The following is a 26,441-nucleotide window of genomic DNA, read 5'->3' as shown; positions in this document are numbered from 1 at the left end:
TGATCCCCGACAGGGCGGCCCCGGACTGCTCCGAACGGGCGAGACGGCGGTGATCGCCGCACAATGTGAAGCGTGCCGAGGGGGACCCCATCCCACGGGAGGCAGGACATGACCCGCAGCTTCAGGAGGATCGGCGCGCTCTGCGCCAGCACGGTCGCGGCCGTCTCCTTCGCCGCCGCCGCTGCCCCGGCCCACGCCGCCGCCGGCGACGGGTTCGAGTTCACGCTCTACGCCAAGCAGGTCCCGGCCGCGGGCGCCAGCGCGAGCATGCCGGCGCCCAAGGTCGGGGACGTCCTGACCTTCGCGGACGACCTCTACAAGACCAAGGGCGGCGACAAGGTCGGCCGCGACGGCGTGACCTGCTCCGTCGTGCGCGTCTCCGGGGACCAGGCCGACATGAACTGCGTCGGCACCATCGTCCTGAACGGCGGGCCGGGCGGACAGCTCACCGCCCAGGCCCTCGCCACCGTCGACATCACGAACGAGGCGCCGGCCGCCCTCGACATCGCCGTCACCGGCGGCACGGGTGACTTCAAGCAGGCGCGTGGATACATCCGTTCGACCCCTGACGGGGACTACGACCGGATGGAGTTCCACATCACCACGCGGTGAGCCCGTTACGACAGCTTGCCGCCGTAGTCCGGGAGCTTGAAGGCGCGTTCGGCGTGGCCGCCGACGAGATCGGTCGTGTTGTTGCCGATGTTCGCGATGATCGTGTAGCCCTTGGCCTCGATCTCGGCGCGCTTCTCGGTCTTGTACGCGCTGACCTCGCCGAACAGGTCGGGGAGCGAGCGCACGTAGAGGCCGTCGACCGGGTACCCGGCCTTCTTCAGGTTCCAGTCCGTCAGGGAGTAGATGATCCCCGGCCGGGCGGTGACGAAGAAGACGGCCACCCCGCGCGCGTGGGCGTCGTTGACGAGCGAGCGCACGTCCGCGATCGCCGGGGTCGGCAGCTCCCAGAACGGGTGGAAGTCCGTCTCCAGGGAGCTGTTGTCGATGTCGAGGACGATGGCCTGCTTCTCGCGGCCGGCGTTCTCGGCGCGCGCCTCGATGTACGGGCGGGCCTCGGCGACCACGGCGGCCACGTCGTGGCGCCAGGTCGTGTAGTCGACGTGCGCGAGGGCCGCGGCCGAGGTGAGGTGGGTGTCCGGGTCGGCGGCGGAGGCGGCGGGCGCCGCGCCGACGACGAGGAGGGCCGTCAGGCCGAGGGCGGTGGCGGCCGTGGCGGTGGCCTTGGCGGAGGGCACGGAGGGCATGGGGGGGCTCCCGAGGGGGTCGAACCGGCTCAGTGATTGACATGCTCGCGACCCATACTGGCCAGTAGGTGACGAGAGGGCTACCGGTCGGTAGCCACTTTCTGAGCGAAGATCGACGACGCCCCCCGGCCCGGGAGGGCCGAGGGGCGTCGCGAGGGCCCTGCGGATCAGCCGAGGCCGGGACCGCGCACCGGGATGTGCGTGAACGTCGGCTCGGGCGCCGGGTTCTGGAAGAAGTCGTTGCCCTTGTCGTCGACGACGATGAACGCCGGGAAGTCCTCGACCTCGATCTTCCAGACCGCCTCCATGCCGAGCTCCTCGTACTCGACGACCTCGACCTTCTTGATGCAGTCCTGCGCGAGACGCGCCGCCGGGCCGCCGATCGAGCCGAGGTAGAAGCCGCCGTGCGAGCCGCACGCGTCCGTGACCTGCTTGCTCCGGTTGCCCTTGGCCAGCATGACCTTCGAGCCGCCCGCCGCCTGGAACTGCTCCACGTACGAGTCCATGCGGCCGGCCGTCGTCGGGCCGAAGGAGCCGGAGGCGTAGCCCTCGGGGGTCTTCGCGGGACCCGCGTAGTACACCGGGTGGTCCTTCAGGTACTGCGGCATCTCCTCGCCCGCGTCCAGACGCTCCTTGATCTTGGCGTGCGCGATGTCGCGCGCCACGACCAGCGGGCCGTTGAGGGAGAGGCGGGTCTTGACCGGGTACTTGGTCAGCTCGGCGAGGATGTCGTCCATCGGCTGGTTGAGGTCGATCTTCACGACGTCCTCGTCCGTGGCCAGGTGCTCCTCGGTCGTCTCCGGCAGGAAGCGCGCCGGGTCGGTCTCCAGCTGCTCCAGGAAGACGCCCTCGGCGGTGATCTTCGCGACGGCCTGGCGGTCGGCCGAGCAGGACACGGCGATCGCGACGGGCAGCGAGGCGCCGTGGCGGGGGAGGCGGACGACGCGGACGTCGTGGCAGAAGTACTTGCCGCCGAACTGTGCGCCGATTCCGATCTTCTGCGTCAGCTCGAAGACCTTCTCCTCCAGCTCCTTGTCGCGGAAGCCGTGGCCGGTCTCGGCCGAGCCCTCGGTGGGCAGCTCGTCCAGGTAGTGCGCGGAGGCGTACTTCGCGGTCTTGAGCGCGAACTCGGCGCTGGTGCCGCCGACGACGATCGCCAGGTGGTACGGCGGGCAGGCCGCCGTGCCGAGCGAACGGATCTTCTCCTCCAGGAACTTCATCATGGAGGCCTCGTTCAGGACGGCCTTGGTCTCCTGGTAGAGGAAGGACTTGTTGGCCGAGCCGCCGCCCTTGGCCATGAAGAGGAACTTGTACGCGCCGCCGTCGGTCGCGTACAGCTCGATCTGCGCGGGCAGGTTCGAGCCGGTGTTCTTCTCCTCCCACATGGTCACCGGGGCCATCTGCGAGTAGCGCAGGTTCAGCTTGGTGTACGCGTCGTAGATGCCCTTGGACAGGGCCTCCTCGTCGCGGCCGGAGGTCAGGACGTTCTGGCCGCGCTTGCCCATGACGATCGCGGTGCCGGTGTCCTGGCACATCGGCAGCACGCCGGCGGCGGCGATGTTCGCGTTCTTGAGGAGGTCGAGCGCGACGAACTTGTCGTTGCTCGACGCCTCCGGGTCGTCGATGATCCGGCGCAGCTGGGCCAGGTGGGCCGGGCGCAGGAAGTGCTGGATGTCGTGGATGGCCTCGGCGGCGAGCTTGCGCAGCGCTTCGGGCTCGACCTTGAGGAACGTACGCCCGTCGGCCTCGAAGGTGGAGACACCTTCGGAGGTCACCAGGCGGTAGGGCGTGGTGTCCTCTCTCAGGGGGAGCAGATCGGAGTACGCAAACTCAGGCATGACGGCGGCCATTCCTCACTCGGCAGACAGCAGCGCCGCCTCCGTTGGCGGCGCACCGTCCAGCGTAAGACGCGGGCGCGGCCCGGATCCTGTGAGGTAAGGCTCACTAGGGGCGCGGACCACGCCGGAACGGCGCGATCGGGCGCCTCGCCGGGCGTCCCCCGGGGACATCTCGGGGGCATCCCCCGGCGCGTCCGGCGCGGCTTCCCCTGGGGTATCCCCTAGGGGACGGGACCGGGGTGTTCCCTCTGGTCGCGATCTATCGCGTGTCGCTACGCTGACTCCGTGGACCTCGAAAAGCAGCCCGAACCCGAGAAGCAGCCGCAGCCGCAGCGCCCGGTCGACCCCGCCGCCACCTCCCCCGCCGAGCCGGCCCTCGCCGACCCGCGGGGCTCGCTGCGGGCCTCCGACGCGGACCGGGACCGGATCGCGGACATCCTCAGGGACGCCCTGGCCGAAGGGCGGCTCGACCCCGAGGAGCACTCGGACCGGATCGACGCGGTCTACCGGGCCAAGACCGTGGGCGAGCTGGAGCCGATCGTCCGCGACCTGCCCGGCGCCCGCACCACCCGCGACACCGCACCGGAGGCCGTCGCGTACGGGCCCGACGACGCCGAGGGCCCCGCGGACAACCTCGTCGCGATCTTCTCCAGCACGACCCGCAAGGGCCGCTGGCGGGTCAGTCGCCGGACGAACGCCTTCGCGCTCTTCGGGAACATCGAGATCGACCTGACCGAGTCGATCTTCGCCCAGCGCCTCACCACCATCAACGCCACCTCGATCTTCGGGAACGTCGAGGTGCGCGTCCCGGAGAACATCAGCCTGCGCGGCAGCGGCACCGGCATCTTCGGGAACTTCGAGGTCGTGACCCTGGAAGGCGTCGACCCGCAGGCCCCCGTCGTCGTGATCAACGGCTACTCGGTCTTCGGGAACGTCGAGGCCAGACCCAAGCGCGGCAAGTGGATCACCGACCTCCAGGGCAAGCTGAAGAAGAACCTCGGACACTGACGCTCACGGGACCGCCCGGAGCGAGGCCGGCGCTCCGGGGGGCCGCCGTCCGGACGTGACCGGAATTCGCCCTCGGGTATCCGCAGTGCGGAACGGCGGGGCACGCAGTGCATAGGCACGCGCACAGCGGGTAGGGCTGGTGCATCGCCGCTCGCTCGCGAAGCCGTCGTCAGGAGTAGACCGTGCTGCAACCGCCGCATCAGCCCCTCCAGGTCGCCGCCGTACCCCCTCAGCGCGCCCCTGCCCGGGAGGACGAGGCCGGTCCATGGCACGCGGAGGCGGTGTGCCGCCGGGACGAGGCCGGGCTCTTCTTCGCGCCCTCCAAGGAGCCGACCGCCGCGCGGCTCGCCCGCGAGGAGGCGGCCAAGCGGGTCTGCGCGCGCTGTCCGGTGATGGTCGAGTGCCGGGAGCACGCACTGCTCCAGCCCGAGCCGTACGGGGTGTGGGGCGGGCTCACGGCGGCCGAGCGCCGCGTCGTCCTCGCCCGGCGCCGGCGGCGCGAGGTGGAGCTGCGGAAGGCGGCGGCGACCGAGCGGATCGCCCAGGCGGGCTGACGGGACCGCGGAGACCTCCCCGCGCCCGTACGAGAAGGGGCGCCCCCACCGCACATGGGGGCGCCCCTCTTCGTACCGTCGTGCCGAGGCGTTACTTCGCGCGGTCGAAGTCGATCGCGCTGTACGCGCGCAGCTTCGAGAGCCGGTGCGTCGAGTCGATCTGGCGGATCGTGCCGGACTTCGAGCGCATGACCAGCGACTGGGTGGTCGCCGTCTCGGCGCGGTAGCGCACGCCGCGGAGCAGCTCGCCGTCGGTGATGCCGGTCGCGACGAAGAACACGTTGTCGCCGCTGACCAGGTCGTTCGTGGAGAGCACGCGGTCGAGGTCGTGGCCCGCGTCCAGCGCCTTCTGGCGCTCGGCGTCGTCCTTCGGCCACAGCTTGCCCTGGATCACGCCGCCGAGGCACTTGATGGCGCAGGCGGAGATGATGCCCTCGGGCGTGCCGCCGATGCCCATGAGCATGTCGACGCCGGTGCCCTCGCGGACGGCCATGATCGAGCCGGCGACGTCGCCGTCCGAGATGAACTTGATCCGGGCGCCGGTCTCGCGGATCTCCTTGACGATGCCCTCGTGGCGGGGGCGGTCCAGGATGACGACGGTGATGTCCTCGGGGGAGGAGTTCTTCGCCTTGGCGACCCGGCGGATGTTGACCGAGACGGGGGCGTTGATGTCGACGAAGTCGGCGGCCTCGGGGCCGGTGACCAGCTTGTCCATGTAGAAGACCGCGGACGGGTCGAACATGGTGCCGCGGTCGGCGGCGGCCAGGACGGCGATCGCGTTCGGCATGCCCTTGGCGTTGAGCGTGGTGCCGTCGATCGGGTCGACCGCGATGTCGACCTCGGCGCCGGTGCCGTCGCCGACGTGCTCGCCGTTGAAGAGCATCGGGGCTTCGTCCTTCTCGCCCTCGCCGATGACGACGACGCCGTTCATCGAGACGGTGGAGATCAGGGTCCGCATGGCGTTGACCGCCGCCCCGTCCGCGCCGATCTTGTCGCCGCGACCGACCCAGCGGCCGGCGGCCATGGCGGCGGCCTCGGTGACGCGGACCAGCTCGAGGGCGAGGTTGCGGTCGGGGGCCTCGGGGGAAACGACAAGCTCAGGCGGAAGGTGGTGGTGCTCGGTCATCGGAACGCACCTTTCTGTACGGCGACGGCCGGAAAAAAGAGGGTGCTGCGACTCTATCGGTACGTCGACAAAATGAGCAGAGGGGCCCACGTATGAGCACAGCACCATGATGCGACCATGGTGGGCGTGGCAGGTATGCGAGGCAGGCAGACGGTACGCGGGATGTTCCAGTCCCTCGGGGTGATCATGGTCGCCGCGGGCGTGATGTATCTCTTCATCCCGCACGACGAACACGCGGAGCCGGTCAAGGCGAAGGACTACCGGGTCGAGCTCCTGACGGCCCAGCGGGCGGCGCCGTATCCGGTGCTGGCCCCCGAGGGCCTCGGCGAGGGCTGGAAGGCGACGGTCGTCTCGTACAAGCGCGAGCGGGGCGACGCCTGGCAGCTCGGCTTCATCACCCCGGACACCCAGTACGTGGCGGTCAACCAGTCGACGGCGGAGCCGGGGAAGTTCGTGCCCGAGGTGACCCTGAAGGCGAAGAACACCGGGAAGACCCAGACGGTGGCCGGTCACGTCTGGCAGCGCTGGGAGGGCCCGAAGTACGACGCGCTCGTCCGCACGGACGGCGGCGCGACGACCGTGGTGACCGGCACGGCGTCCTTCGAGCGGCTGGCGGAGATGGCCGGCTCGCTGCAGTCGAAGAAGGTCTGAGCCGGGTTCTCGGGCGTACGGCGTACGGGAAGGGCCCCGCACTCATGGAGTGCGGGGCCCTTCTCGCGTACCGGCTCAGGCTCAGACGGTGGTGACGACCTCGTCGTAGGAGAGGCGCGGGGAGCGCGGGAACCAGGCGTCCTCGCCCGGCTTGCCGATGTTGACGACCATCAGCGGGGTGTGGTCGTCGTCCAGGAACTCCTTCTGGACGCCGGCGAAGTCGAGACCGGTCATCGGGCCGGCGGCCAGGCCGGCGGCGCGGACGCCCACGATGAAGTACGCGGCCTGGAGGGCGGCGTTCAGCAGCGCGGAGCCCTCGCGGACCGGGCGCTCGGCGAAGAACATGTCCTTGGCCTGCGGGAAGTGCGGGAGCAGGGCCGGGAGCTCCTCGTGGAACTCGTTGTCGGCGGAGAGGATCGCGACCAGCGGAGCGGCGGCGGTCTTGGCCGCGTTGCCCTCGGCCATGTGCTTCACGAGGCGCTCGCGGGCCTCGGGGGAGCGGACCAGGGTGATGCGCAGCGGGGTCTGGTTGAAGGCGGTCGGGCCGTACTTCACCAGGTCGTAGATCGCCTGGACCTGCTCGTCGGTCACCGGCTCGTCGGTGAACGTGTTGGCGGTGCGGGCCTCACGGAAGAGGAGGTCCTGGGCGACGGCGTCAAGGGCGAGAGACATGCTGCGTACCTTCCGGACTGCAAGGGGGGTTCGCTCGTTCAACGTTCAAGCGATGTCTCGACAGTACGGCGGGATTGGTGAAACTTCAACTAATCCATCCGGATAGTGATCCGCTTCACTGGGAGTCTACATGCCGGGGCCTGCGGGGCGGGGGCGCGAGGGGGCCCGGGCGCCCCTACTCGTCCCCGCCCTCCTCCGCCTCCGCGGCCGCTTCCGCCGCCAGCGAGGCGTCGAGCCGGGCCCGTGCGCCCTCCAGGCGGCGCCGGCACACCTTCGCCAGCTCCTCGCCGCGCTCCCAGAGCGCCAGGGACTCCTCCAGGGACGTCCCGCCCGCCTCGAGGCGCCGGACGACCTCGATCAGCTCGTCCCGCGCCTGCTCGTAGCCGAGGGCCGCCTCTTCCGCGCCCGTCTCCGTACCCGCTGCCATGTGCTGCTCCATCCTCGTCTCGACTGCTGTGTTTCCCGCTCGGGCCGGCTCAGACTCAGGCCGGGTCCGGCACGCGCCGCACCGTGAACTCGCCCTCGGCGACCCTGGCCCGCAGCTCCTCGCCCTCCCCGACCTCCCCGGGGGACCGGACCACCGCTCCGTCCGCCCGCTGGAGCACCGCGTACCCCCGCTCCAGCGTCGCGGCCGGCGACAGCGCCCGGACCCGCGCGCGCGTGTGGGAGAGCTCCGAGTCCGCCCGGTCCAGGAGGTGCCCGAGGACCCGCCGGCTCCGCGCCAGGAGCGCCGCCACCTCGTCCTCGCGGACCTCGACCATGCGCTGCGGGTGCTCCATGACGGGCCGCGCGAGCGCCTGCGCCAGGCCGCGCTCCTCGCGCTCCAGGAGGCCGCGCACGGTCCGCAGCGCCCGGTCCCGCAGCCCGCGCACCCGGTCCAGCTCCTCGCCGACGTCCGGGACGACCTTCTTGGCCGCGTCCGTGGGCGTCGAGGCGCGCAGGTCGGCCACCAGGTCGAGCAGCGGCGAGTCCGGCTCGTGCCCGATCGCGGACACCACCGGCGTACGGCACTCGGCCACCGTACGGATCAGCTTCTCGTCCGAGAACGGCAGCAGGTCCTCGACGCTGCCGCCGCCCCGGGCCACGATGATCACGTCCACGTCCTCGTGCGCGTCCAGCTCCCTGACCGCCTGGACGACCTGCGGGACCGCCTTCACGCCCTGCACCGCGACGTTCCGCACCTCGAAGCGGACGGCGGGCCAGCGACGGCGCGCGTTCTCCAGGACGTCCCGCTCGGCCGCCGAGGCGCGGCCGCAGACCAGGCCCACGAGGTGCGGCAGGAACGGCAGCGGCTTCTTCCGGTCGAGCGCGAACAGGCCCTCCGAGGCCAGGTTCCGCTTCAGCTGCTCCAGCCGGGCCAGCAGCTCGCCGATCCCGACCGGCTTGATCTCCACCGCCCGCAGCGACAGCTGCCCGCGCGGCGCGTACCACTCGGGCTTGGCGTGCACGACGACCCGGGCGCCCTCGGAGACGACGTCCGCGACGGCGTCGAAGACCTGGCGGAAGCAGGTGACGCCGATGGAGATGTCGTGCGAGGGATCCCGCAGCGTCAGGAAGACGACCCCGGCGCCGGGGCGCCGCGACAGCTGCGTGATCTGCCCCTCGACCCAGATCGCCCCGAGCCGGTCGATCCACCCCCCGATGAGCCGGGAGACCTCACCGACGGGCAGCGGTGCTTCGGCGGACGTAGTCAGACCCATGGACCGAGCGTAACCGCGCGGTACGACAACGTCAGGGGCGCGCGTCGGCGAGGACCGCGCCGGACGGCCACACGCGCGGGGGCGTCCTGCGCGCGGCGGGCCTCATGCCCGGGGACGTCCTGCGCGCGGCGGGGTCCCGCGTACGCGCTCGACGGCCTCACGCGCGCGCGTGGACACGGCCTCCGCGCGCGGCCGACCCTCACGCGCGCGTGGCCCGTCTTCGGCCCGCGGCGGCCTCACGCGCCCGCGGACGTCCGCGTCGCCCCCTGGACCGCGAGGACCACCAGCCCCACCCCCAGCCACACCACGCCCACCACCTGCGCGGCGGCCGAGGCCTCGACGATGACCGCGATCAGGATCGCCGCGCCGACCACCGGCATCACGATGTGCTTGAACCAGTGCGGCGGCCCCTCCGCCCGCCGTACGGCGAACCAGCCCACCACGCTCGCGTGCAGCAGGACGAACGCGGTCAGCGCGCCGACGTCGACCACCGAGACCAGGTGGTCGAGGCCGTCGTCCCGGCGGGCCGCCCACAGCGCCGCGATCATCGTCACGGTCGCCGACACGAGCAGCGCCACGCGCGGGACCCCGCCGTCGGTGCGGGCGAGCAGGTGCGGGAGGCGCCGGTCGCGGCCCATCGCGAACAGCAGACGCCCGCCCGCCGCCTGCCCGGCGAGCGCCGCGAAGGCCGCGCCGATCGCCTTCGACACGGCCACCAGGTCGTGCAGCCAGCCTCCGACCGACGCGTCCACGGCGTCGTAGAACGCCGAGCCCTGCTTGGCCGGGTCGGCGGCGAGCTCTGCCGAGGAGAGCGGTTCGAGGAGCGCGACCAGCCAGGTCTGGGCGACGAACAGGAGGCCGGCGAGCGCCAGGCAGAACAGCACCGCCCGCGCCACCTTCCTCGACCCCCCGGTCACCTCCTCCGCGAAGGAGGCGATCGCGTCGAAGCCCAGGTACGACAGGACGGCCACCGAGACGGCGCCGATCACCGCGGCGAGCGAGAACGACCCGTCCCCGGTGAGCGGCGACCAGCCGTCGCGCAGCCCCCCGTCCCGTACGAGCACCACCACCGCGGACACGACGAAGACCAGGAGGACGACGATCTCCATCGCGAGCACGGCGAAGCCGACGCGGGCGGCGGCCTTCACGCCCCACAGGTTCAGGAGGGTGGTGACCACGACGGCGATCCCGGTCCACACCCACCGGTCCACCTCCGGGACCAGCGCCTCCATCGCGATGCCCGCGAAGAGGTAGGCGACGGCGGGGATCAGCAGGTAGTCGAGCATCGCCATCCACCCGGCGATGAATCCCGGCCCCTCTCCGAGGCCCTTGCGCGCGTACGTGAAGACGGAGCCGGCCTGTGGCGCGACCCGCACCATCTGGGCGTAGCTGAAGGCCGTGAACGCCATGGCGACCGTCGCCACGACGTACACCAGTGCGACGGCCCCGTGCGACTTCGCGTCCAGTGTGCCGAAGACGCCGACCGGCGCCATCGGGGCGATGAACAGCAGCCCGTACACGACAAGGTCGCGGAACCCCAGGTTCCGCCGGAGCTCCTCGTGGTCGGCCGCCTGCGTCTCCTGAGCCATGGCGCCAGTTTCGGCCACGGCGCCGCTCCAACCGCTCACCGACGCGGCCTTACGATGGGACGCATGACTGCAACGCCCGCGCCGACGCCCGATGCCGCCTCCGCGACGAACCGCCCGAAGCGTGTCCTGCTCGCCGCTCCCCGCGGCTACTGCGCGGGCGTGGACCGTGCCGTGATCGCCGTGGAGAAGGCCCTGGAGCAGTACGGGGCGCCGATCTACGTCCGGCACGAGATCGTCCACAACAAGTACGTGGTCCAGACCCTGGAGCGGAAGGGTGCGATCTTCGTCGACCAGGCGACCGAGGTGCCGCCGGGCAACATCGTGATGTTCTCCGCGCACGGCGTCGCCCCCACCGTCCACGAGGAGGCCCGCGTGGGCCGGCTCGCGACCATCGACGCCACCTGCCCGCTGGTCACCAAGGTCCACAAGGAAGCCGTCCGCTTCGCCAAGGACGACTTCGACATCCTCCTCATCGGCCACGAGGGCCACGAGGAGGTCATCGGCACCTCCGGCGAGGCCCCTGACCACATCCAGCTCGTCGACGGCCCCGAGGACGTCGCCAAGGTCGAGGTCCGCGACCCCTCCCGGGTCGTCTGGCTCTCCCAGACCACGCTCTCGGTCGACGAGACGATGGAGACGGTCGACGCGCTGAAGGAGAAGTTCCCGCAGCTGATCTCCCCGCCGTCCGACGACATCTGCTACGCCACGCAGAACCGCCAGACCGCCATCAAGGAGCTCGCCGGCCAGGCCGAGCTGGTGATCGTCGTCGGCTCGAAGAACTCCTCCAACTCGATCCGCATGGTCGAGGTCGCCAAGCAGGCCGGCGTCCCCGCCGCGTACCTCGTCGACTTCGCGAGCGAGATCGACGAGGCCTGGCTGGAGGGCGTGACCAGCGTCGGCCTCTCCTCCGGCGCCTCCGTCCCGGACGTCCTGGTGCAGGAGGTCCTGGAGTGGCTCGCCGAGCGCGGCTACGCGGACGTGGAGATCGTCAAGACGGCGGACGAGTCCCTGACGTTCTCGCTGCCCAAGGAGCTCCGCAACAAGGACCTGCGCGCCGAGGCCGCGGCCCTGCTCGAAAACGAGTGACGCAGAGCTCCTGCCCGTAACGTTGGGTCCATGAACGTCTTCGGAGTGGACATCGGCGGCTCGGGCATCAAGGGCGCCCCCGTGGACCTGGAGCGCGGCGCGCTCGCCGAGGAGCGCCACAAGGTGCTGACCCCGCAGCCCGCCACACCCGACGGTGTGGCGGGCTGCGTCGCGGAGGTCGTGGCGCACTTCGGCTGGACGGGACCGGTGGGGGTGACCTTCCCGGGCGTCGTGACGGGCTCCACCGTCCGCACGGCGGCCAACGTCGACAAGTCCTGGATCGGCGTCGACGCCGGCGCCCTGATCGGCGACCGCATCGGCGGGCTCCCGGTGACCGTCCTGAACGACGCGGACGCGGCCGGGGTCGCGGAGATGACCTTCGGCGCGGGCCGGGGCCGCAAGGGCACGGTGATCCTGCTGACCCTCGGCACCGGCATCGGCTCCGCCGTCTTCGTCGACGGCCGCCTCGTCCCCAACACCGAACTGGGCCACCTGGAGCTCAAGGGCCACGACGCGGAGACCCGCGCCTCGACGAGGGCCAAGGAGGACGAGGACCTCAGCTGGGAGCACTGGGCGAAGAAACGGCTGAACAAGTACCTCGCGCACGTGGAGATGCTCTTCTCGCCGGAGCTCTTCATCATCGGCGGCGGCGTGAGCCGCAAGGCGGACAGGTTCCTGCCGCTGATCGAGGGCATCCGAGCGAAGATCGTCCCGGCGGAGCTGCAGAACAACGCGGGGATCGTGGGCGCGGGGATGGCGGCGGCGCAGACGGTCTGAGAGGGGCGTCGGGCCATGGCCGGAGTCGCGCGGCGGCGCGGACGGTCGGGGCCCGCGTCAGGCTACGGGTCGGTGTCCTCCTGCGGCGGCGCGGGCGGTCCGAGGCCCGCGTCACGTCACCGGCCGGCGTCCCGCCGCGGGAGTGCGGCGGCGCGGACGGTCCGAGGGCGTGCCCTGTCAGGCCACCGGCCGGCGTCCCGCCGCCGGGGCGCGGCCGCCCGGGCCCTCGCCCGGCGTGGCGCCCACCCCGGAGGCCGTACGGCCGGCGGCGGCGCGCTGGTGGCGGCGCCCCATGTCCCGCACCTTGCGGACGCTCGCGATGAGGCCGGCGACGAGGGTCCCGCCGTACAGCCAGCCGGCGTGCACGGCGAGGGCGGTCACGACGGCCATGGCCTGGCCGCCGAAGCCGCCCGTGCCGCCCGCGATGGGGACGACGCCGACGGCGAAGGCGATGGGGACGCCGATCGGGGCGGTGACCAGGTCGGCGGTCCGGACCCAGAGCGCGGTCAGGGCGCTGACCGGCAGGAACAGCAGCCCGTAGACGACGGGGGAGCCGTCGAGGAGCAGCTGGTCGAGGAGGCCGAGGGCCAGCATGACGGCGGAGGCGAAGAGCCCGGCGCCGAGCCCGGTGAGGCGGGGCGAGGGAAGCCGGCGCAGGGCGAGGACGACCGGGGGCACGGGTCGGCGCCCGGCGGGACGCACCGGCGCATCCGCTCCGGCCCGCTCCACGCGGGCGCGTCCGGGCGCGCGCCCGGATCTGCCGGTCACGCGGTAGACGGCCGCGCCCTCCACGAGCGCCCCGGGCGGTGCGACCGGCGGCGTGGCGGGGGTCTGCGGCCTTCGGCGGCCTTGCGGCTGACTTGTCCTGTGCTGCTCCACACGACCAACGTAGGTCGGAAGGGGGCGGGAAGCGGGTCCGGGACACGCCCTTTGGGTGACCTTGCCCCCGAGATCGACCGAAGGTCTCCGTCACTGGCCGGTTCGGCCCGCCCGTAAACTGGGGGATCGGCCCACCATCCACACTCCAGGAAGTCGCCACCGTGTCGCTCACGATCGGAATCGTCGGTCTGCCGAATGTCGGCAAGTCGACCCTGTTCAACGCCCTGACCAAGAACGACGTGCTGGCGGCCAACTACCCGTTCGCCACGATCGAGCCCAACGTCGGCGTCGTCGGCGTCCCGGACCCCCGCCTCCAGCAGCTCGCCGACATCTTCGGCTCGCAGCGCCTCCTCCCGGCGACGGTCGACTTCGTCGACATCGCGGGCATCGTGCGCGGCGCGAGCGAGGGCGAGGGCCTGGGCAACAAGTTCCTCGCGAACATCCGCGAGTCGGACGCGATCTGCCAGGTCATCCGTGCCTTCAAGGACGAGAACGTCGTCCACGTCGACGGCAAGGTCTCGCCGAAGGACGACATCGAGACGATCAACACGGAGCTGATCCTCGCGGACCTCCAGACGATCGAGAAGGTCCTGCCGCGCCTCCAGAAGGAGATGCGGATCAAGAAGGACACGGCGCCCAAGGTCGCCGCCGTCGAGGCCGCCCAGGCGATCCTGGAGAAGGGCGACACCCTCTTCTCGCAGGGCATCGTCCAGGGCTCGGAGAAGGCGGAGCTCCTGCACGACCTCCACCTCCTCACCACCAAGCCGTTCCTGTACGTCTTCAACGTCGACGAGGACGAGCTGACGGACGAGGCCTTCAAGGCCGAGCAGAGCGCCCTGGTCGCCCCGGCCGAGGCGATCTTCCTCAACGCCAAGCTGGAGCAGGACCTCGCCGAGCTCGACGAGGAGGACGCCATGGAGCTCCTCCAGTCCGTCGGCGCCGAGGAGCCCGGCCTGGCCACCCTCGCCCGCGTCGGCTTCGCCACCCTCGGCCTCCAGACCTACCTGACGGCCGGCCCGAAGGAATCCCGCGCCTGGACGATCAAGCAGGGCGCGACGGCCCCCGAGGCGGCCGGTGTCATCCACACCGACTTCCAGAAGGGCTTCATCAAGGCCGAGGTCATCTCCTTCGAAGACCTCGTCGCCACGGGCTCGGTCGCCGAAGCCCGCGCCGCCGGCAAGGCCCGCATGGAGGGCAAGGAGTACGTCATGCAGGACGGCGACGTCGTGGAGTTCCGCTTCAACGTCTAGTCCTACAGAGACGTCCAGTCGTACGGAAACGTCTGGTCGTACAGGCGCGGAAGGGGCCGGAATCGGGAGATTCCGGCCCCTTCCGCGTTCCCGCGTCGACGCGGAGGTCAGGCGTGGGGGACCGCCGTGGCGAGGACCACGTCGAATTCCTCCAGGCTGGTGGTGGTCGCACGGGCCTTCGTCGTCGCCTCTCCGCGGACCGCCGCCACGGCGCCGCGGGATGCCACGAGTGCGTTGCGGTCGCCGTAGAGCGCGCCGACGGCCGCTCTGCCCCGGTCGCGGTCGACGAGGAGGGAGATGCCGTCAAGACCGGGGATCTGCTGGACCTTGGGCAGCGAGGTGTCGCGGAACGTGTTCACCAGCAGGTCGATGTCGGCCGGCTCGACGTTCATGCGGACCAGCCGGAACCCCCCGCCGGGCCCGAGGTCCTGTGCGCGCCGGGCGACCGCCGCCTCCCAGTTGTCGACGGTCACGGTCCGGGCGAAGGGGGCGAGGAGTTCGTCCCGCCGCTTGCCCAGCAGCTCGTTGCTGGCCTGCCGGGAAGCCTCGTCGTCCCACCACGATCCCACCAGGAGCTTGCCGAGCTCGCGGTCGACGAACAGCCCCATCCCGCGGAAGCCGGGCTGCGCCGACAGCAACTCGCGCCCCTCGGTCCGGAGCGCCTCGGCGACGCCGTCGAGCTCGGCCGGATCGCCCGTTGCGTAGATGCTGCGAACGTACATCGCTCCCTCTCCTGCCTTCCGGTGGCCCCGTGCGGGCTCGTATCCCCCGCTCCATGCGACGGCCGAGGCGGACGGGGGGCAACGCGGCGGGGGGTAATCGGGTGATGCCGGGTCCGGCCCTTCCGCGTTCTCGTACCGGCTCTCAGGTGGTGCGCGGCGGTGCGAGCCCGTCGAGGTCCAGGCTGATCTCGAAGGGCACCGGGCGCCGGAGGGTGCCCCGGAAGATGCCGGCGGGTGCGTAGGCGCCGGTCGGTTCGTCGAGCTCGTAGACGTGGACGACGGGGGCGGTGTCCTCGTCCTCGATGCACCAGTAGTGCCGGATTCCCGCCTCGGCGTACTTGCGCAGCTTGACGGTCCGGTCGCGGTGGGCGGATTCGGGGGAGACGACCTCGACGACGAGCTGGACGTCTTCCGGGGCGAACCAGGTGCGGTCGGCGTCGTACGGGGCGGTGGTCAGGAGCAGGTCCGGTTCCGGGCGGTTGCGGGAGTCGAGGCGGATGGTCATCTCCCGCTCGACTTCGACGCCGGCGGGGGCCTGCGCCATGAACGCCATGGTGAGACCGGTGACGAGGCGGCCGTGCCACGACCGCTGGGGCGACATCATGAATACGAGAGCTCCGTCGATCAGCTCGGTGTGACGCGGTGCTTCCGGGAGGTGGTCCAGGTCCTCCGCGAACCAGCCTTCCGCGCGGGGCGGGCGCATCCAGTCGGGCAGTCCGGTCATGGCTTCACGGTAGCCGTTGCGGCAGCGGGGAGCGGGGTGCTCCCCGGAGCCTCGTCTCCGTACTCCGCCACGGCCGCGCGTGCCTACGGCGCGGGGATGATGCCTCCGTTCAGCGCGTCGCGGCGGAGGCGCCGGGTCAGTTCGAGCTGTTCGCGCAGCAGGCGCTCGTGTTCGTCGAGCCGCGCCATCGTGCCGGCGATCGCCCGCTGCGCCGCGAGGCCGGGCAGGACGACGGGCAGATCGCCGAGCACGCCGAGGGAGATGGTCTTCATCTTCATGCTCCCGGTGGAGTGGGCTTCCAGCCACGTTCGCGCCTCCGGACCGCGCAGATACGCGGCGAAGTAGTCGGGGTCGAGCCCGGCAGGGGGGCGCAGCAGGAAACATCCGGTGCCGCACACCCAGCCGTGCTGTTCCTCGCGGACGACCGCGGCTCGTCCCAGTTCTCCGCGGCGTGCGAGGACGACGTCGCCGGGGCGGAGGCGGAAGCGCTCCAGTCCGCCGGCCTGTCGCTCGCTGATGCACCGGACGCCGGCCGTGCTGAAGCCGCTTCCCGTCAGGTCCTTGGGCATGACGACGGGGACGCCGCCGACGTCGACGTAGTGGTCGGCGCGGATCAGGCTTCCGGACGGTCCCGCGAGCAGCAGGGCCGGGGCCCCGGGCAGCCCTTCAGCGGCGTCCTCCAGCACGCGCCGGAGCGGCACGCGCGGGGCTTCGGTCTCGTCGCGGGCCACGCGCTCGCTCCGGTCGAAGCTCTTGCGCAGCCGGCCCGTCGCGGCGGCCGTCGACTCGGCCTGCGCCGTCAGCTCGTCCAGCAGGCGCCGGGTGTCCAGTGCCGCGCGCGGCGGCTCCCGGTCGGGGACCACGTACAGCTTGGGGTCGAGGGGGCAGCCGTCGTTCTCCAGGATCTCTTCGTACGGGACCGTGCGGGAGAATCCGGGTTCGTCGGGGGCCGAGTGGGGAGCCCGCAGCCAGGTGTGGAACCGGTCGCTGATGCGGTCCCTGTCGGACGGGCCGAGCACCCGCGCCTGGCGAGGGGCCCGGGTGCCGAGTCGGCTCGCGTCGATGAAGAGGACGGACTCGGTCTCGCCGACGGGCACGTGGCGGGACTTGTCGCGGGCGAGGATCCACAGGTGTACGGGGACCGCCGTGTGGGAGAACAGGTCGGCCGGGAGCGCGACGACGGCGAGGAGGGCGCCTCCGACCAGCAGCTCCTTGCGGATCTCGGCCTCGCGGCCGGGTGCGGAGGCGGCCCCCGCCGGCATGACCAGGGCCGCCTTGCCCTTCTCGCTGAGCCGGGCCCAGGCGAGTTGGATCCAGGCGAAGTTCGCGTTCGACTCGGGCGGCTGCCCGAAGGGCCAGTCGTGGTGTTCCAGACCCGGGACGCGCTGGTTGAACGGCGGGTTGCACAGCACGAATTCGGCCATGCCGCTGCCCGGACTCCGGAACATCGATCCGGGGTCGGAGGCGCGCACCAAGGGCCGGTCGACCCCGTGCAGGGCCAGGTTCAGCATGGCCAGGTGGGGGTTGCGGTGATCCATCGCGTAGCCCTCGAACGAGGCGCCGCCGTGACCCTGTTCCGCGAGGTACTGCGCGGCGGCGGCGAGGAACCCCCCGGTGCCGCAGGCGGGGTCGAGGACACGATCGCCGGGCTGCGGCGACAGTGACTCCGCGACCAGTCGCGTGACCTCGCGCGGCGTGTAGTACTCGCCCGTCCGGGCGGCACTCTCCGCGACGTACCGTTCCACGAGCAGCTCGCTGACCGCGGTGAGTCCGGCCTCGACGGCGGCGGGGGGGTGCTGGAGCGCGGTGAGGAAGTCCGCCACCCAGGGCAGGTCGTCCGCCCCGCCGTCACCGGCGAAGACCTTCTCCGGATCCCACGACGCGAGTACGGGAAACCGGTCATGTTGCGAGGCGAGGAGGAGCGCGTTGTTCAGGTCCCTCAGCGGCGGATACCCGGTGCGCGCTTCCGCGACGGCTCTGGACCACGGCTTGACGACTTGCTCACCCGGATCGTCCGCCGAGTCGACGAACCCCGCGAGCAGCAGGACGGCGAGCATCGCGGTGAGGTCGCGGTCCGTGCTCCGGCCTCGCTGAAAGGGCGCGTACGCCCGCCACAGCCGATCGACGACCTTTGCGGCGGGGCCGTGTGCGTCCGTGTTCTCCACCGGGAACTCCTCGCTCGGGTGCTTCACTTCAGTAGGGCGAGATCTGCGCAGTGATGCTGCGCACTCTTCTTCTGGCGCCGACAGGACCCGATCCTCCCGCAAGGGCTCCGTGTGGAAGGGTCACGAAAGGGAATCTAGCAACGCGGGGCGGCTGGTGTGAGGTGCCGGCGAAGCCCCGCATCACGCACGCAGGTGACTGCGCAGTGCCACTGCGCAAGGACTCGGTTCGTCTTTTCGCTGCTCGGGGGTTCAGGGGTGAGCCGCGGCGCGGGGGGAGGAAGTCGCGCGGAAGTCTCAAAGAGTGACCCAGGTCACCATGGGCGGTTGCCGGTGCCGGCGCCGGCGCGTCGCCCGCACGATCGGATCCGGCGGGAGTCGGCTCCCGGGCCTCCTGTCGCGAATCGGACAGTAAGGCCGGTCGGGCGACGTCGTGTCGCGGGTGACCCTCCTACCCCACGTATCCTCGACTGCCGGGGGAAATGGGGGAGAGGGATCGCGGAGGTATACAGGTGGAGTTCCGGCTGCTCGGCTCCGTCGCGTTGGTGACGGAGGACAGGGACGTAGCCTTGGGGCCCGCCAAGCGGTCCAGTCTGTTGGCCATGCTCCTGTTGCGGCCCAACAGTGCCGTGAACGTGGGGCAGCTGATCGACGCCCTGTGGGAGGAGGAGCCGCCCACACACGCCAAGACCGTCCTCCAGGGGCACGTCTCGCGGTTGCGGGCGCTGCTCGCCGAGCACGGGGCCGAGGCGTACGGGGTCGAGCTCGCCACGCAGGGGTCCGCCTATGTGCTGCGGATGCCCGAGTCGCTCGTCGACGCCCATCGGTTCGAGGAGCTCGTCGGGCTCGCCGGGGTGCAGCGGCGGCCCGCCGACGCGGTGCGGATGCTGCGGGAGGCCCTGTCCTACTGGCAGGGGCCCGCGCTCACCGGGACCGTGCACAGTCGGCCGCTGGAGGCTGCCGCCGGGGGCTTGGAGGAGATGCGGCTCGCGTCCGTCGAGGCGCTGGCCGAGGCGTACGGGCAGCTCGGCGAGCACGGCAGGGCCGCCGCCGTCCTGCGCACCGAGGCCGTCGCGCACCCGCTGCGGGAGTCGCTCGCCGCCGCGCTGATGCTGGCGCTCGCCCGCTCCGGTCGGCAGTCCGACGCGATCGACTGGTACCACCGGACCCGGCGGCTGCTCGCCGAGGAGCTGGGCGTCGACCCGGGCGAGACCCTCAGCGAGGCGTACGCGACGCTGCTCCGCTCCACCGCGCCCGTCCCCACGCCCCGGCCCGCCGCCGACGTCAAGGCCCCGGCGCCCGAGGGCCTGCCGCGGGCGCCCCGCGGCTTCACCGGGCGCGGCGCCGAGCTGGCCGCGCTCGACCGTGCCGTTCGGGCGGGGGACGGCCCCGTCTGTCTGGTCACCGGGCCCGCCGGTGTCGGCAAGACCGCGTTCGCCGTCCACTGGGCCTACGAGCGGCGCGGCGACTTCCCCGACGGGCGGCTCTTCGCCGACCTGCGCGGCTTCAGCGACACCGCCGAGCCCGAGACCGCCGCCGTCCTGCGGGAGTTCCTGCTCGCCCTCGGCGTCCTCCCGCAGCGGATCCCCGAGACCGTCGACGCGCGCGGCGCGCTGTTCCGCTCCCTCACCGCCGGGCGCCGGCTGCTCGTCGTCCTCGACAACGCCCGCTCCTCCGAACAGGTCCGCCCGCTGCTGCCCGGCGGCGACCACTGCGCGACCCTCGTCACCAGCCGCGACCGGCTCGGCGGCCTCATCGCCTCCGACGCCGCCCGCCCCGTGCCGCTCGGACACCTTCAGCCCGCAGCCTCGGCCGCCCTCCTCACCTCCGTGCTCGGAGCGGAGCGGGTCGCCGCCGAACCGGCCGCCGCCACCCGGCTCGCCCGGCTCTGCGACGGCCTGCCGCTCGCCCTCCGCGTGACGGCGGCCCGCCTGGCCGAGCGGCCGCAGTGGACCCTCGACGCGATGGTCGGGGAACTCGCCGACGAACAGGGGCGGTTGGCCCTGCTGGACGTCGAGGACCGGGGGGTGTCCGCTGCTCTCCGTCTCACCGTGCAGCAGCTGCCCGAGTCCGCCGCCCGGCTGTTCCGCGCGGTCGGCCTGCACACCGGCTCCGACCTGGACCGGTTCGCGGCGGGCGCGCTCGCCGGGACGACGCCCGGGCAGGCCTCCGCCGACCTGGACCGGCTCGCCGCCGCGCACCTGCTCACCGAGGCCGTCCCCGGCCGCTGGACGCCGCACGACCTGGTGCGCCTCTACGCCCGCCATCTCGCCCCGCAGGCCGACCCCGAGGGCCTGCCCCGGCTGCTCGACCACTACCTGTACACGGGCCTCGCGGCCGACGCCGCCGCCGAGCCCGGCTCGCAGCCCTGCTACTCGCTGCCCGCCGACGCCCGACGGCCCGCCGCGACACGGGAGTTCGAGGACCGTACGGCGGCGCTCGACTGGTACGCGGCCGAGCGGACCGCCCTGGAGGGCGCCGTCGCCGCCGCGGCCGCCCTCGGCATGCACGACCGGGCCTGGCGGCTCGCGCTCGTGCAGTGGCCGCTGATGCTCATGCGGATCGGGGACGGCTGGACACCGATCCTGGAGGCCGGGCTCGCCTCGGCCGAGGCGATCGGCGACCTCGACGCCCAGTCACGCACGTGCGCCCTGCTCGGCTGGATCCTGCACGAGGAGGGCCGGGACGCCGAGGCGCTGGTCCACCTGGAGAAGGCGCCCGGCCTGGCCGCCCGGGCCGGAGACCCGATCAGCGAAGCGATCGCGTACGTCAACTTCGCCGCCGTCCTCGACGCGACCGGGGAGCACGAGCGGGCCGGGCTGCTCATGCTGCACGCCGTCGACCTCGCCGACCGCACCGGCCACCCCTCCACCCAGGTGCTGACCCTCCAGCACCTCGCGGGCCACTGCCTGAAGGCGGAGGAGTACGAGGCGGCGCTCGCGCACACCCTTCGCGCCGGGGAACTGGTCGCGCCCGACGCGGTGGTCATCCGGGCCTCGCTGCAGATCACCCTGGGCGAGGCGCTGGCCGGTATCGGCCGTCTCGAAGAGGCCGCCGACCAGCTGGAACGTGCGATCGTCGCGGCCGACGCGGCCGGTTTCAGCGAGGGTTCGGCGCGGGCGGCAGCGCGTCTCCAGCGGCTGTCAGCGGATCGTTAGCGGTACGCAAGCGGGACGGCAGCGCGAGTCGGGAAGCTGGATGCAGCACCGGGGAGAAGCCGACGGTGCCGCGAGGCCGTACGCACTGGGCGTGCGCCTCGACCGACCGCGTCAACGGGGGAGTACCACCATGCGCAACCACCGCAAGAACACCGTCCTGGCCGCCGCCGCCATCGCCGCCCTCTCGCTGGGCCTGACCGCCTGCGGCGGCGGGGACGACGCGGCCGGCGCCAAGGACGCGGGGAGTGCGAGCTCCGCCCAGTCCACCGCCGGTACGGGTGACGGCGCCGCGACCGGCGGCGGCACCGCCGACCAGGCCGCCGCGAAGAGCGGCTCGGGCTCCACGGGCGGCTCGACGGCGAGTGGCTCCACCGGCTCCACCGGCTCCACCGGCGGCGGCTCGAAGGCCGGTTCCACCTCGGGCGGCGGCTCGAAGGCCGGTTCCACCGGCGGCAAGAGCTCCGCCGCGGCCCCCGCCTGCGCCTACGGCGACATCAAGGTCACGGCGGCGAAGGCGGACGAGGTCCCGACCGAGCACATCACCCTCACCGCCACCAACGTCTCCGGCCGCTCCTGCACCCTGCTGGAGTACCCGCTCATCGCCTTCGGCCCGATCCAGACCGCCAAGGACATCCCGGCCGTCGCGAAGAGCAAGCCGGGCGAGCCGATCGTCCTGAAGGCCGGCATGCCCGCGTACGCGAACGTGCGGATCGCGCTCGGCGGCGTCCACGAGGACAACAAGGTCGTGAAGGAGTTCAACGTGAACCTCTTCGCCCCCCAGGGCCCGGCCGAGGGCAGCATCGTCGTCAAGGCCCCCGCCGGCGGCCTGGCCGTCGACGAGGCCGCCGCGAAGACGGGCTACTGGACGTACGAGCTCCGCAACGGCGCCGACGAGTTCTGAGTCGTACGAGGATCGGGGAGTCCTCAGGACGCCAGGCCCGTCTTCGCCCCCGCCCCGCACAGCGGCACCACCGTGAGCCCCGGGCGGGGCGGGGTCGCGCTCACCGCCGCCCAGCAGGCCACGCCCGTCGCCTCGACGAACAGGCCCCGGCCGGCCAGGTCCCGCTGGGCGGTGCGGATCTGTTCCTCCGTCACCGTCAGGAACGTGCCGCCCGTCGCGCGGACCGCCCGCAGGATCTGGCGGGCGCGCGGCGGGGCCGGGATCGCGATGCCCTCGGCGAGGGTGGGGCGCGCCACGGCCGGCCCCGTGAGGTCCTCCGCGCCCGCGTGGAAGGCCTCGGCCAGCGGGGACACGGCCTCCGCCTGGACGGCGACGAGCGCGGGCCGGTGCTCGACGAGCCCGTGGCCGTACAGCTCCTCGACGGCGAGGGCGGCTCCGAGGAGCAGGGTGCCGTTGCCGACGGGGACGACGATCGTGTCGGGGAGGCGGCCGCCGAGCTCCTCCCACAGCTCGTAGACGTACGTCTTGGTGCCGTGCAGGAAGTACGGGTTGTAGACGTGCGAGGCGTAGAAGACGCCCGGCTCGTCGGCGGCCTCGCGCGCCGCCCGGGCCGTCGCCTCGCGGTCGCCGGGCACCTCGACGATCCGGGCCCCGTGCGCCCGGATCTGCTCCAGCTTCTTCGGGGACGTGCCCTCGGGGACGTACACGACGCAGTCGAGCCCGGCCCGCGCGCCGTACGCCGCGATCGCCGTGCCCGCGTTGCCGCTGCTGTCCGCGAGGACCGTGCGGGGCCCCAGGCGCCGGGCGTGCGCGGCGAGCATGACGGCGCCCCGGTCCTTGAAGGACAGGGTGGGCATGAGGAAGTCGAGTTTGGCCGAGACCGAGCCGTCGTCCGAATCGGTGAGGCGGACGAGCGGCGTGCGGCCCTCGCCGAGGCTCACCTCGGGCCCGTACGGCAGCGGAGGCAGCGCCTCCGCGTAACGCCACAAGGAATTCACACGTGAGGCGAGTGACGGGAGGGGAACCGGCGCACTCGTGAACGCGAGGTCCCAGGGGCCCCGGCACTTCGGACAACACCAGGTGAGGGCTTCGACGGGGGACTGGATCCGGCAGCGGGGGCACTCGTAGGCGGTCATGAGGGGCAGCATGTCAGGCCCGTGGCAAGGGTGTTGCGGGTCCGTGAGGGCCCTTGTGGGATTCCTATGGATCAGTCAATCTTTCGCTCGACAGCCGGACGTTCGAGACGGCGCGGGCCTCCCGTGATGTCTTGACATGTTCATGTCGCTATCGATCATGTCGCGATCGACGTCGTGCTCCTGCCTTACCCCCACGAGGAGGACCCCCACATGTCAGTGATGCGCGCACCACGCCGCCGGACGGCCACCGCCGCGGCCATCGCCGTCGTAGCCCTCGCCCTCGGCTCCCTCACCGCCCTCCCGGCGGCCGCCGCGTCGGCCGCCCCCGAAGGCGTCGTCGAGAACGCCGGGGCCGCGGACGCCGTCCCGGGCAGCTACATCGTCACCCTCGACGAGTCCGCCCGGGCGGAGAGCGCCCGGGGCCGGGCCGTGGCCGCCAAGTTCGGCGCGAAGATCAAGCGGACGTTCACCTCGGCGATCAACGGCTACTCCGTCGAGCTCTCCGAGGCGCAGGCCCGGAAGCTCGCGGCCGACCCGGCCGTGACGAAGGTCGTCCAGAACCGCGTCTTCCACATCGACGGCACCCAGCCCTCCCCGCCCTCCTGGGGCCTGGACCGGATCGACCAGAAGGCCCTTCCGCTGAACCAGGGCTACACCTACCCGGACTCCGCGGGCCAGGGCGTCACGGCGTACATCATCGACACCGGCGTCCGCATCACCCACACCGAGTTCGGCGGCCGCGCCTCCGACGGCTACGACGCCATCGACAACGACAACACCGCCCAGGACGGCCACGGCCACGGCACCCACGTCGCCGGCACCGTCGCGGGCTCGTCGTACGGCGTCGCCAAGAAGGCGAAGATCGTCGGCGTCCGCGTGCTCGACAACTCGGGATCCGGCACGACCGAGCAGGTCGTCGCGGGCATCGACTGGGTGACGCAGCACGCCGTGAAGCCGGCCGTCGCCAACATGAGCCTCGGCGGCGGCGTCGACTCCGTCCTCGACGACGCCGTCCGCAACTCGATCGCCTCCGGCGTCACCTACGCGGTCGCCGCCGGCAACGAGACCGACAACGCCGCCAACCACTCGCCCGCGCGCGTGGCCGAGGCCATCACCGTCGGCGCCACCACGTCGAGCGACGCCAAGGCCAGCTACTCCAACTACGGCAGCGGCCTCGACCTGTTCGCCCCCGGCTCCTCCATCACCTCGTCCTGGGGCACCGGCGACACCGCCACCAACACCATCTCCGGTACGTCGATGGCGACCCCGCACGTCGCCGGCGCCGCCGCCCTCTACCTGGCGGACCACCCGACGGCGACCCCGGCGCAGGTCTCCACGGCCCTGACGACCGCCGCCACCCCGAACGTCGTCACCAGCCCCGGCACCGGCTCCCCGAACAAGCTGCTGTACGTCGGCACCGGCGACACCACCCCGCCGCCCACCGGCCCGAAGTTCGAGAACACCACGGACTACGCGATCAACGACAACGCGACCGTCGAGTCCCCGGTCACCGTCAGCGGCGTCACGGGCAACGCCCCGGCCGCCCTCCAGGTGCCGGTGAACATCGTCCACACCTACATCGGTGACCTCCAGGTCCAGCTGATCGCCCCCGACGGCACGGCGTACACGCTGAAGGCCTTCGGCACCGGCGGCAGCGCGGACAACATCAACACCACGTACACCGTGAACGCCTCCTCGGAGGTCGCCAACGGCACGTGGAAGCTTCGGGTCACGGACAACGCGGCCTGGGACACCGGGAAGATCGACTCCTGGGCCCTGCAGTTCTGAGCCCTCGGCGAGCGAGAGGGGCGGTCGCCGGAAGGCGGCCGCCCCTTCCCCCTTCGCCCCCGCGTGGCCGCGGCGTCGGTCTCTCCACGTACGATGCGCGACCGAGCGTTTGTTCGCATCGCCCGCCCGCAACAGGAGCACGTACTCGTGGAGCCGAGCCAGCCGACCCCGCCCGTCCCGCCGCCCGCCGGCGGCCCGCAGCCCATCGGCGGCCCGCAGCCCGGAGGTTGGGCCGCCCCCGGCCCGTACACCTCCCCGGGGATGCCGTACGCGGCGGGCCCCTACAGCGGCCCGCCCGGGGCACCCGGAGCCGTCCCGTACGGGCAGCCGCCCCGGCGCACCACCAACGGCCTCGCCATCGGCTCCCTCGTCACCGGCATCGTCTGCTGCCTCCCGCCCCTCGGCCTGGTCCTCGGCCTCGTCGCCCTCCCGCAGATCAGGAAGCGGGGCCAGGACGGCAAGGGCCTCGCGATCACCGGCATCGCGCTCTCCGCCGTCAGCTCCCTCCTGCTCGTCGTCGGCCTCGCGACCGGCGGCATCAGCTCGGCGTGGCACAGCTTCGAGAAGGGCGTGGACGAGGCCGCCCGCTCCAAGTCGCCGTACTCGCTGCGGACGGGGCAGTGCTTCACCGACAGGAGCAAGGGCGAGAAGTACGCGACGGACGTCAAGGTCGTCGACTGCGCCCGCCCGCACCAGGGCGAGGTCACCGGCGAATTCAAGGTGACCGGCTACGACGAGTGGCCCGGCGACGACCCGCTCGACCAGCTCGCCCAGGAGCGCTGCGAGTCGGTCAACGAGGCCTACGCGATGGACACCTGGAAGATCCCCAGGGAGGTCTGGACCTACTACTACCTGCCCAGCAGTCAGAGCTGGCGCCTCGGCGACCGGACGGTGACCTGCGCGCTCGCCACCGAGAAGAAGCCGTTCAGTGGCTCCCTGCGCTCCGACTCGACCAGCCTGACCGTCGACCAGGAGTACTTCCTGCTGAACGTCAACCCGATCGAGCGGACCAGCTACGAGGAGCCGGAGGACGACGCGGACGAGGACTTCGAGGCCAACCGGAAGTGGGCCGGCGAGCTGCTGGTCGCGATCGACGCCGCACGCGCGGGCATGAAGGCGCACGACTGGCCCGGCACGTCCGAGGCGGCGCTCGCGGCGCTCGGCAAGGACCTCGACACCGCCTCGGAGCGCTGGGGCGAACTGGCCGCGGCGGAGGACCCGGACGCCTACTGGGACGCGTACGACGCCGCCTGGGACGCCCTCCCCGAGGACCTGGGCGCGGCGGCGCGGAACGCGCTCGGCCTGACGGACACCCTGCCGGAGGGCGAGGGCACCCAGGCCTCGGCCTGAGCCGTCCGGCGCGTACGTGGACGGGGCCGGGCTCCCTCGTCGGGGGCCCGGCCCCGTCGTGTGCGGACCGGAACGGTGGACCGGGGACGGCGGTCCGTGACCGACCGCCGTCCC

Annotated in this window: 23 protein-coding genes; 11 read left to right on the top strand and 12 right to left on the bottom strand. The window is 72.3% G+C overall.

The annotated features are described in order from the left end of the window. Positions 1 to 108 precede the first annotated feature (108 nt). On the top strand, positions 109 to 612 hold the full coding sequence (locus tag GGE06_RS20880) for an allene oxide cyclase barrel-like domain-containing protein (RefSeq protein WP_116159072.1): 504 nt from the start codon (positions 109 to 111) through the stop codon (positions 610 to 612). 5 nt (positions 613 to 617) lie between these two features. Here GGE06_RS20880 and GGE06_RS20875 read toward each other — a convergent pair whose 3' ends face one another. Continuing rightward, on the bottom strand, positions 618 to 1,256 hold the full coding sequence (locus GGE06_RS20875; protein ID WP_116159071.1) for an HAD family acid phosphatase: 639 nt from the start codon (positions 1,254 to 1,256) through the stop codon (positions 618 to 620). A gap of 167 nt (positions 1,257 to 1,423) precedes the next feature. Further along, positions 1,424 to 3,094, bottom strand: coding sequence for a fumarate hydratase (locus GGE06_RS20870; RefSeq protein ID WP_184931443.1), 1,671 nt, complete (start codon positions 3,092 to 3,094; stop codon positions 1,424 to 1,426). 285 nt (positions 3,095 to 3,379) lie between these two features. On the opposite strand from GGE06_RS20870, the gene GGE06_RS20865 reads away from it, so the two are divergent. Both GGE06_RS20865 and GGE06_RS20860 read left to right on the top strand, forming a co-directional pair. Beyond that, positions 3,380 to 4,102, top strand: a complete 723-nt coding sequence (locus GGE06_RS20865) for a DUF1707 SHOCT-like domain-containing protein (protein ID WP_184931442.1) — start codon at positions 3,380 to 3,382, stop codon at positions 4,100 to 4,102. A 182-nt stretch (positions 4,103 to 4,284) separates the two neighbouring features. After that, complete coding sequence (locus GGE06_RS20860; RefSeq protein ID WP_116159069.1) at positions 4,285 to 4,656, top strand: WhiB family transcriptional regulator; 372 nt, start codon at positions 4,285 to 4,287, stop codon at positions 4,654 to 4,656. Positions 4,657 to 4,747: 91 nt separating this feature from the next. Here the strand turns inward: GGE06_RS20860 and glpX are convergent, their stop codons facing one another. After that, positions 4,748 to 5,782, bottom strand: a complete 1,035-nt coding sequence (glpX, locus tag GGE06_RS20855; protein WP_116159068.1) for a class II fructose-bisphosphatase — start codon at positions 5,780 to 5,782, stop codon at positions 4,748 to 4,750. Positions 5,783 to 5,899: 117 nt separating this feature from the next. Between glpX and GGE06_RS20850 the strand changes: the two genes are divergently transcribed. Next, the gene (locus GGE06_RS20850; protein WP_181924522.1) at positions 5,900 to 6,433 is read left to right on the top strand and encodes a DUF4245 domain-containing protein; all 534 of its coding nucleotides are present in this window, start codon (positions 5,900 to 5,902) and stop codon (positions 6,431 to 6,433) included. Between the two features lie 81 nt (positions 6,434 to 6,514). Here GGE06_RS20850 and GGE06_RS20845 read toward each other — a convergent pair whose 3' ends face one another. The 4 genes from GGE06_RS20845 to GGE06_RS20830 form a co-directional block, all read right to left on the bottom strand. Further along, entirely contained in the window at positions 6,515 to 7,105 is a 591-nt protein-coding gene (locus GGE06_RS20845; protein ID WP_116159067.1) for a malonic semialdehyde reductase, read from the bottom strand. Between the two features lie 175 nt (positions 7,106 to 7,280). Further along, positions 7,281 to 7,532, bottom strand: coding sequence for an exodeoxyribonuclease VII small subunit (locus GGE06_RS20840; protein WP_116159066.1), 252 nt, complete (start codon positions 7,530 to 7,532; stop codon positions 7,281 to 7,283). A 55-nt stretch (positions 7,533 to 7,587) separates the two neighbouring features. Further along, entirely contained in the window at positions 7,588 to 8,805 is a 1,218-nt protein-coding gene (gene xseA, locus GGE06_RS20835) for an exodeoxyribonuclease VII large subunit (protein ID WP_116159065.1), read from the bottom strand. 236 nt (positions 8,806 to 9,041) lie between these two features. Continuing rightward, entirely contained in the window at positions 9,042 to 10,394 is a 1,353-nt protein-coding gene (locus GGE06_RS20830) for an APC family permease (RefSeq protein ID WP_116159064.1), read from the bottom strand. 54 nt (positions 10,395 to 10,448) lie between these two features. Between GGE06_RS20830 and GGE06_RS20825 the strand changes: the two genes are divergently transcribed. Both GGE06_RS20825 and ppgK read left to right on the top strand, forming a co-directional pair. Then, positions 10,449 to 11,480 carry a 4-hydroxy-3-methylbut-2-enyl diphosphate reductase gene (locus GGE06_RS20825; protein ID WP_116159063.1) on the top strand — a complete coding sequence of 344 codons (1,032 nt, stop codon included), beginning with the start codon at positions 10,449 to 10,451 and terminating at the stop codon, positions 11,478 to 11,480. A 30-nt stretch (positions 11,481 to 11,510) separates the two neighbouring features. Further along, positions 11,511 to 12,257, top strand: a complete 747-nt coding sequence (gene ppgK / locus GGE06_RS20820) for a polyphosphate--glucose phosphotransferase (RefSeq protein ID WP_116159062.1) — start codon at positions 11,511 to 11,513, stop codon at positions 12,255 to 12,257. 177 nt (positions 12,258 to 12,434) lie between these two features. Here the strand turns inward: ppgK and GGE06_RS20815 are convergent, their stop codons facing one another. Continuing rightward, complete coding sequence (locus GGE06_RS20815; protein WP_312883217.1) at positions 12,435 to 13,136, bottom strand: DUF6542 domain-containing protein; 702 nt, start codon at positions 13,134 to 13,136, stop codon at positions 12,435 to 12,437. A 161-nt stretch (positions 13,137 to 13,297) separates the two neighbouring features. On the opposite strand from GGE06_RS20815, the gene ychF reads away from it, so the two are divergent. Beyond that, a complete protein-coding gene (ychF, locus tag GGE06_RS20810) occupies positions 13,298 to 14,386 on the top strand; it encodes a redox-regulated ATPase YchF (protein ID WP_116159061.1) in 1,089 nt (362 codons plus the stop codon). 107 nt (positions 14,387 to 14,493) lie between these two features. Here ychF and GGE06_RS20805 read toward each other — a convergent pair whose 3' ends face one another. From GGE06_RS20805 to GGE06_RS20795, 3 genes are all read right to left on the bottom strand, one after another. After that, complete coding sequence (locus GGE06_RS20805; protein WP_116159060.1) at positions 14,494 to 15,108, bottom strand: antibiotic biosynthesis monooxygenase; 615 nt, start codon at positions 15,106 to 15,108, stop codon at positions 14,494 to 14,496. A 142-nt stretch (positions 15,109 to 15,250) separates the two neighbouring features. Further along, positions 15,251 to 15,832 carry a Uma2 family endonuclease gene (locus GGE06_RS20800; RefSeq protein WP_116159059.1) on the bottom strand — a complete coding sequence of 194 codons (582 nt, stop codon included), beginning with the start codon at positions 15,830 to 15,832 and terminating at the stop codon, positions 15,251 to 15,253. 83 nt (positions 15,833 to 15,915) lie between these two features. Then, the gene (locus GGE06_RS20795) at positions 15,916 to 17,997 is read right to left on the bottom strand and encodes a type I restriction-modification system subunit M/S (protein WP_312883216.1); all 2,082 of its coding nucleotides are present in this window, start codon (positions 17,995 to 17,997) and stop codon (positions 15,916 to 15,918) included. A gap of 509 nt (positions 17,998 to 18,506) precedes the next feature. Between GGE06_RS20795 and GGE06_RS20790 the strand changes: the two genes are divergently transcribed. Together GGE06_RS20790 and GGE06_RS20785 are read left to right on the top strand one after the other, a co-directional pair. Next, a complete protein-coding gene (locus GGE06_RS20790; protein WP_116159058.1) occupies positions 18,507 to 21,152 on the top strand; it encodes an AfsR/SARP family transcriptional regulator in 2,646 nt (881 codons plus the stop codon). Positions 21,153 to 21,282: 130 nt separating this feature from the next. After that, a complete protein-coding gene (locus tag GGE06_RS20785) occupies positions 21,283 to 22,053 on the top strand; it encodes a DUF4232 domain-containing protein (RefSeq protein WP_184931441.1) in 771 nt (256 codons plus the stop codon). A 23-nt stretch (positions 22,054 to 22,076) separates the two neighbouring features. Here the strand turns inward: GGE06_RS20785 and GGE06_RS20780 are convergent, their stop codons facing one another. Further along, a complete protein-coding gene (locus tag GGE06_RS20780; protein ID WP_116159056.1) occupies positions 22,077 to 23,201 on the bottom strand; it encodes a threonine synthase in 1,125 nt (374 codons plus the stop codon). Between the two features lie 198 nt (positions 23,202 to 23,399). Here GGE06_RS20780 and GGE06_RS20775 point away from each other — a divergent pair, with 198 nt between their 5' ends. Continuing rightward, complete coding sequence (locus tag GGE06_RS20775) at positions 23,400 to 24,977, top strand: S8 family peptidase (protein ID WP_116159055.1); 1,578 nt, start codon at positions 23,400 to 23,402, stop codon at positions 24,975 to 24,977. Between the two features lie 147 nt (positions 24,978 to 25,124). Continuing rightward, entirely contained in the window at positions 25,125 to 26,327 is a 1,203-nt protein-coding gene (locus GGE06_RS20770) for a DUF4190 domain-containing protein (protein ID WP_116159054.1), read from the top strand. Positions 26,328 to 26,441: the final 114 nt, after the last annotated feature.

The sequence above is a fragment of the Streptomyces nymphaeiformis genome (assembly GCF_014203895.1).
GTDB lineage: Bacteria > Actinomycetota > Actinomycetes > Streptomycetales > Streptomycetaceae > Streptomyces > Streptomyces nymphaeiformis.
The sequence above is the reverse complement of the archived record's forward strand: the minus strand, read 5'-3'. Positions and strand labels throughout refer to the sequence as shown.

Coding starts and splice junctions, on each gene's coding strand:
- glpX (WP_116159068.1), bottom strand. CDS start 5,782: ATGACCGAGCACCACCACCTTCCGCCTGAGCTTGTCGTTTCCCCCGAG.
- GGE06_RS20880 (WP_116159072.1), top strand. CDS start 109: ATGACCCGCAGCTTCAGGAGGATCGGCGCGCTCTGCGCCAGCACGGTC.
- GGE06_RS20840 (WP_116159066.1), bottom strand. CDS start 7,532: ATGGCAGCGGGTACGGAGACGGGCGCGGAAGAGGCGGCCCTCGGCTAC.
- GGE06_RS20775 (WP_116159055.1), top strand. CDS start 23,400: ATGTCAGTGATGCGCGCACCACGCCGCCGGACGGCCACCGCCGCGGCC.
- GGE06_RS20825 (WP_116159063.1), top strand. CDS start 10,449: ATGGGACGCATGACTGCAACGCCCGCGCCGACGCCCGATGCCGCCTCC.
- xseA (WP_116159065.1), bottom strand. CDS start 8,805: ATGGGTCTGACTACGTCCGCCGAAGCACCGCTGCCCGTCGGTGAGGTC.
- GGE06_RS20830 (WP_116159064.1), bottom strand. CDS start 10,394: ATGGCTCAGGAGACGCAGGCGGCCGACCACGAGGAGCTCCGGCGGAAC.
- GGE06_RS20780 (WP_116159056.1), bottom strand. CDS start 23,201: ATGCTGCCCCTCATGACCGCCTACGAGTGCCCCCGCTGCCGGATCCAG.
- ppgK (WP_116159062.1), top strand. CDS start 11,511: ATGAACGTCTTCGGAGTGGACATCGGCGGCTCGGGCATCAAGGGCGCC.
- GGE06_RS20805 (WP_116159060.1), bottom strand. CDS start 15,108: ATGTACGTTCGCAGCATCTACGCAACGGGCGATCCGGCCGAGCTCGAC.
- GGE06_RS20870 (WP_184931443.1), bottom strand. CDS start 3,094: ATGCCTGAGTTTGCGTACTCCGATCTGCTCCCCCTGAGAGAGGACACC.
- GGE06_RS20845 (WP_116159067.1), bottom strand. CDS start 7,105: ATGTCTCTCGCCCTTGACGCCGTCGCCCAGGACCTCCTCTTCCGTGAG.
- GGE06_RS20850 (WP_181924522.1), top strand. CDS start 5,900: ATGGTGGGCGTGGCAGGTATGCGAGGCAGGCAGACGGTACGCGGGATG.
- GGE06_RS20785 (WP_184931441.1), top strand. CDS start 21,283: ATGCGCAACCACCGCAAGAACACCGTCCTGGCCGCCGCCGCCATCGCC.
- GGE06_RS20800 (WP_116159059.1), bottom strand. CDS start 15,832: ATGACCGGACTGCCCGACTGGATGCGCCCGCCCCGCGCGGAAGGCTGG.
- GGE06_RS20875 (WP_116159071.1), bottom strand. CDS start 1,256: ATGCCCTCCGTGCCCTCCGCCAAGGCCACCGCCACGGCCGCCACCGCC.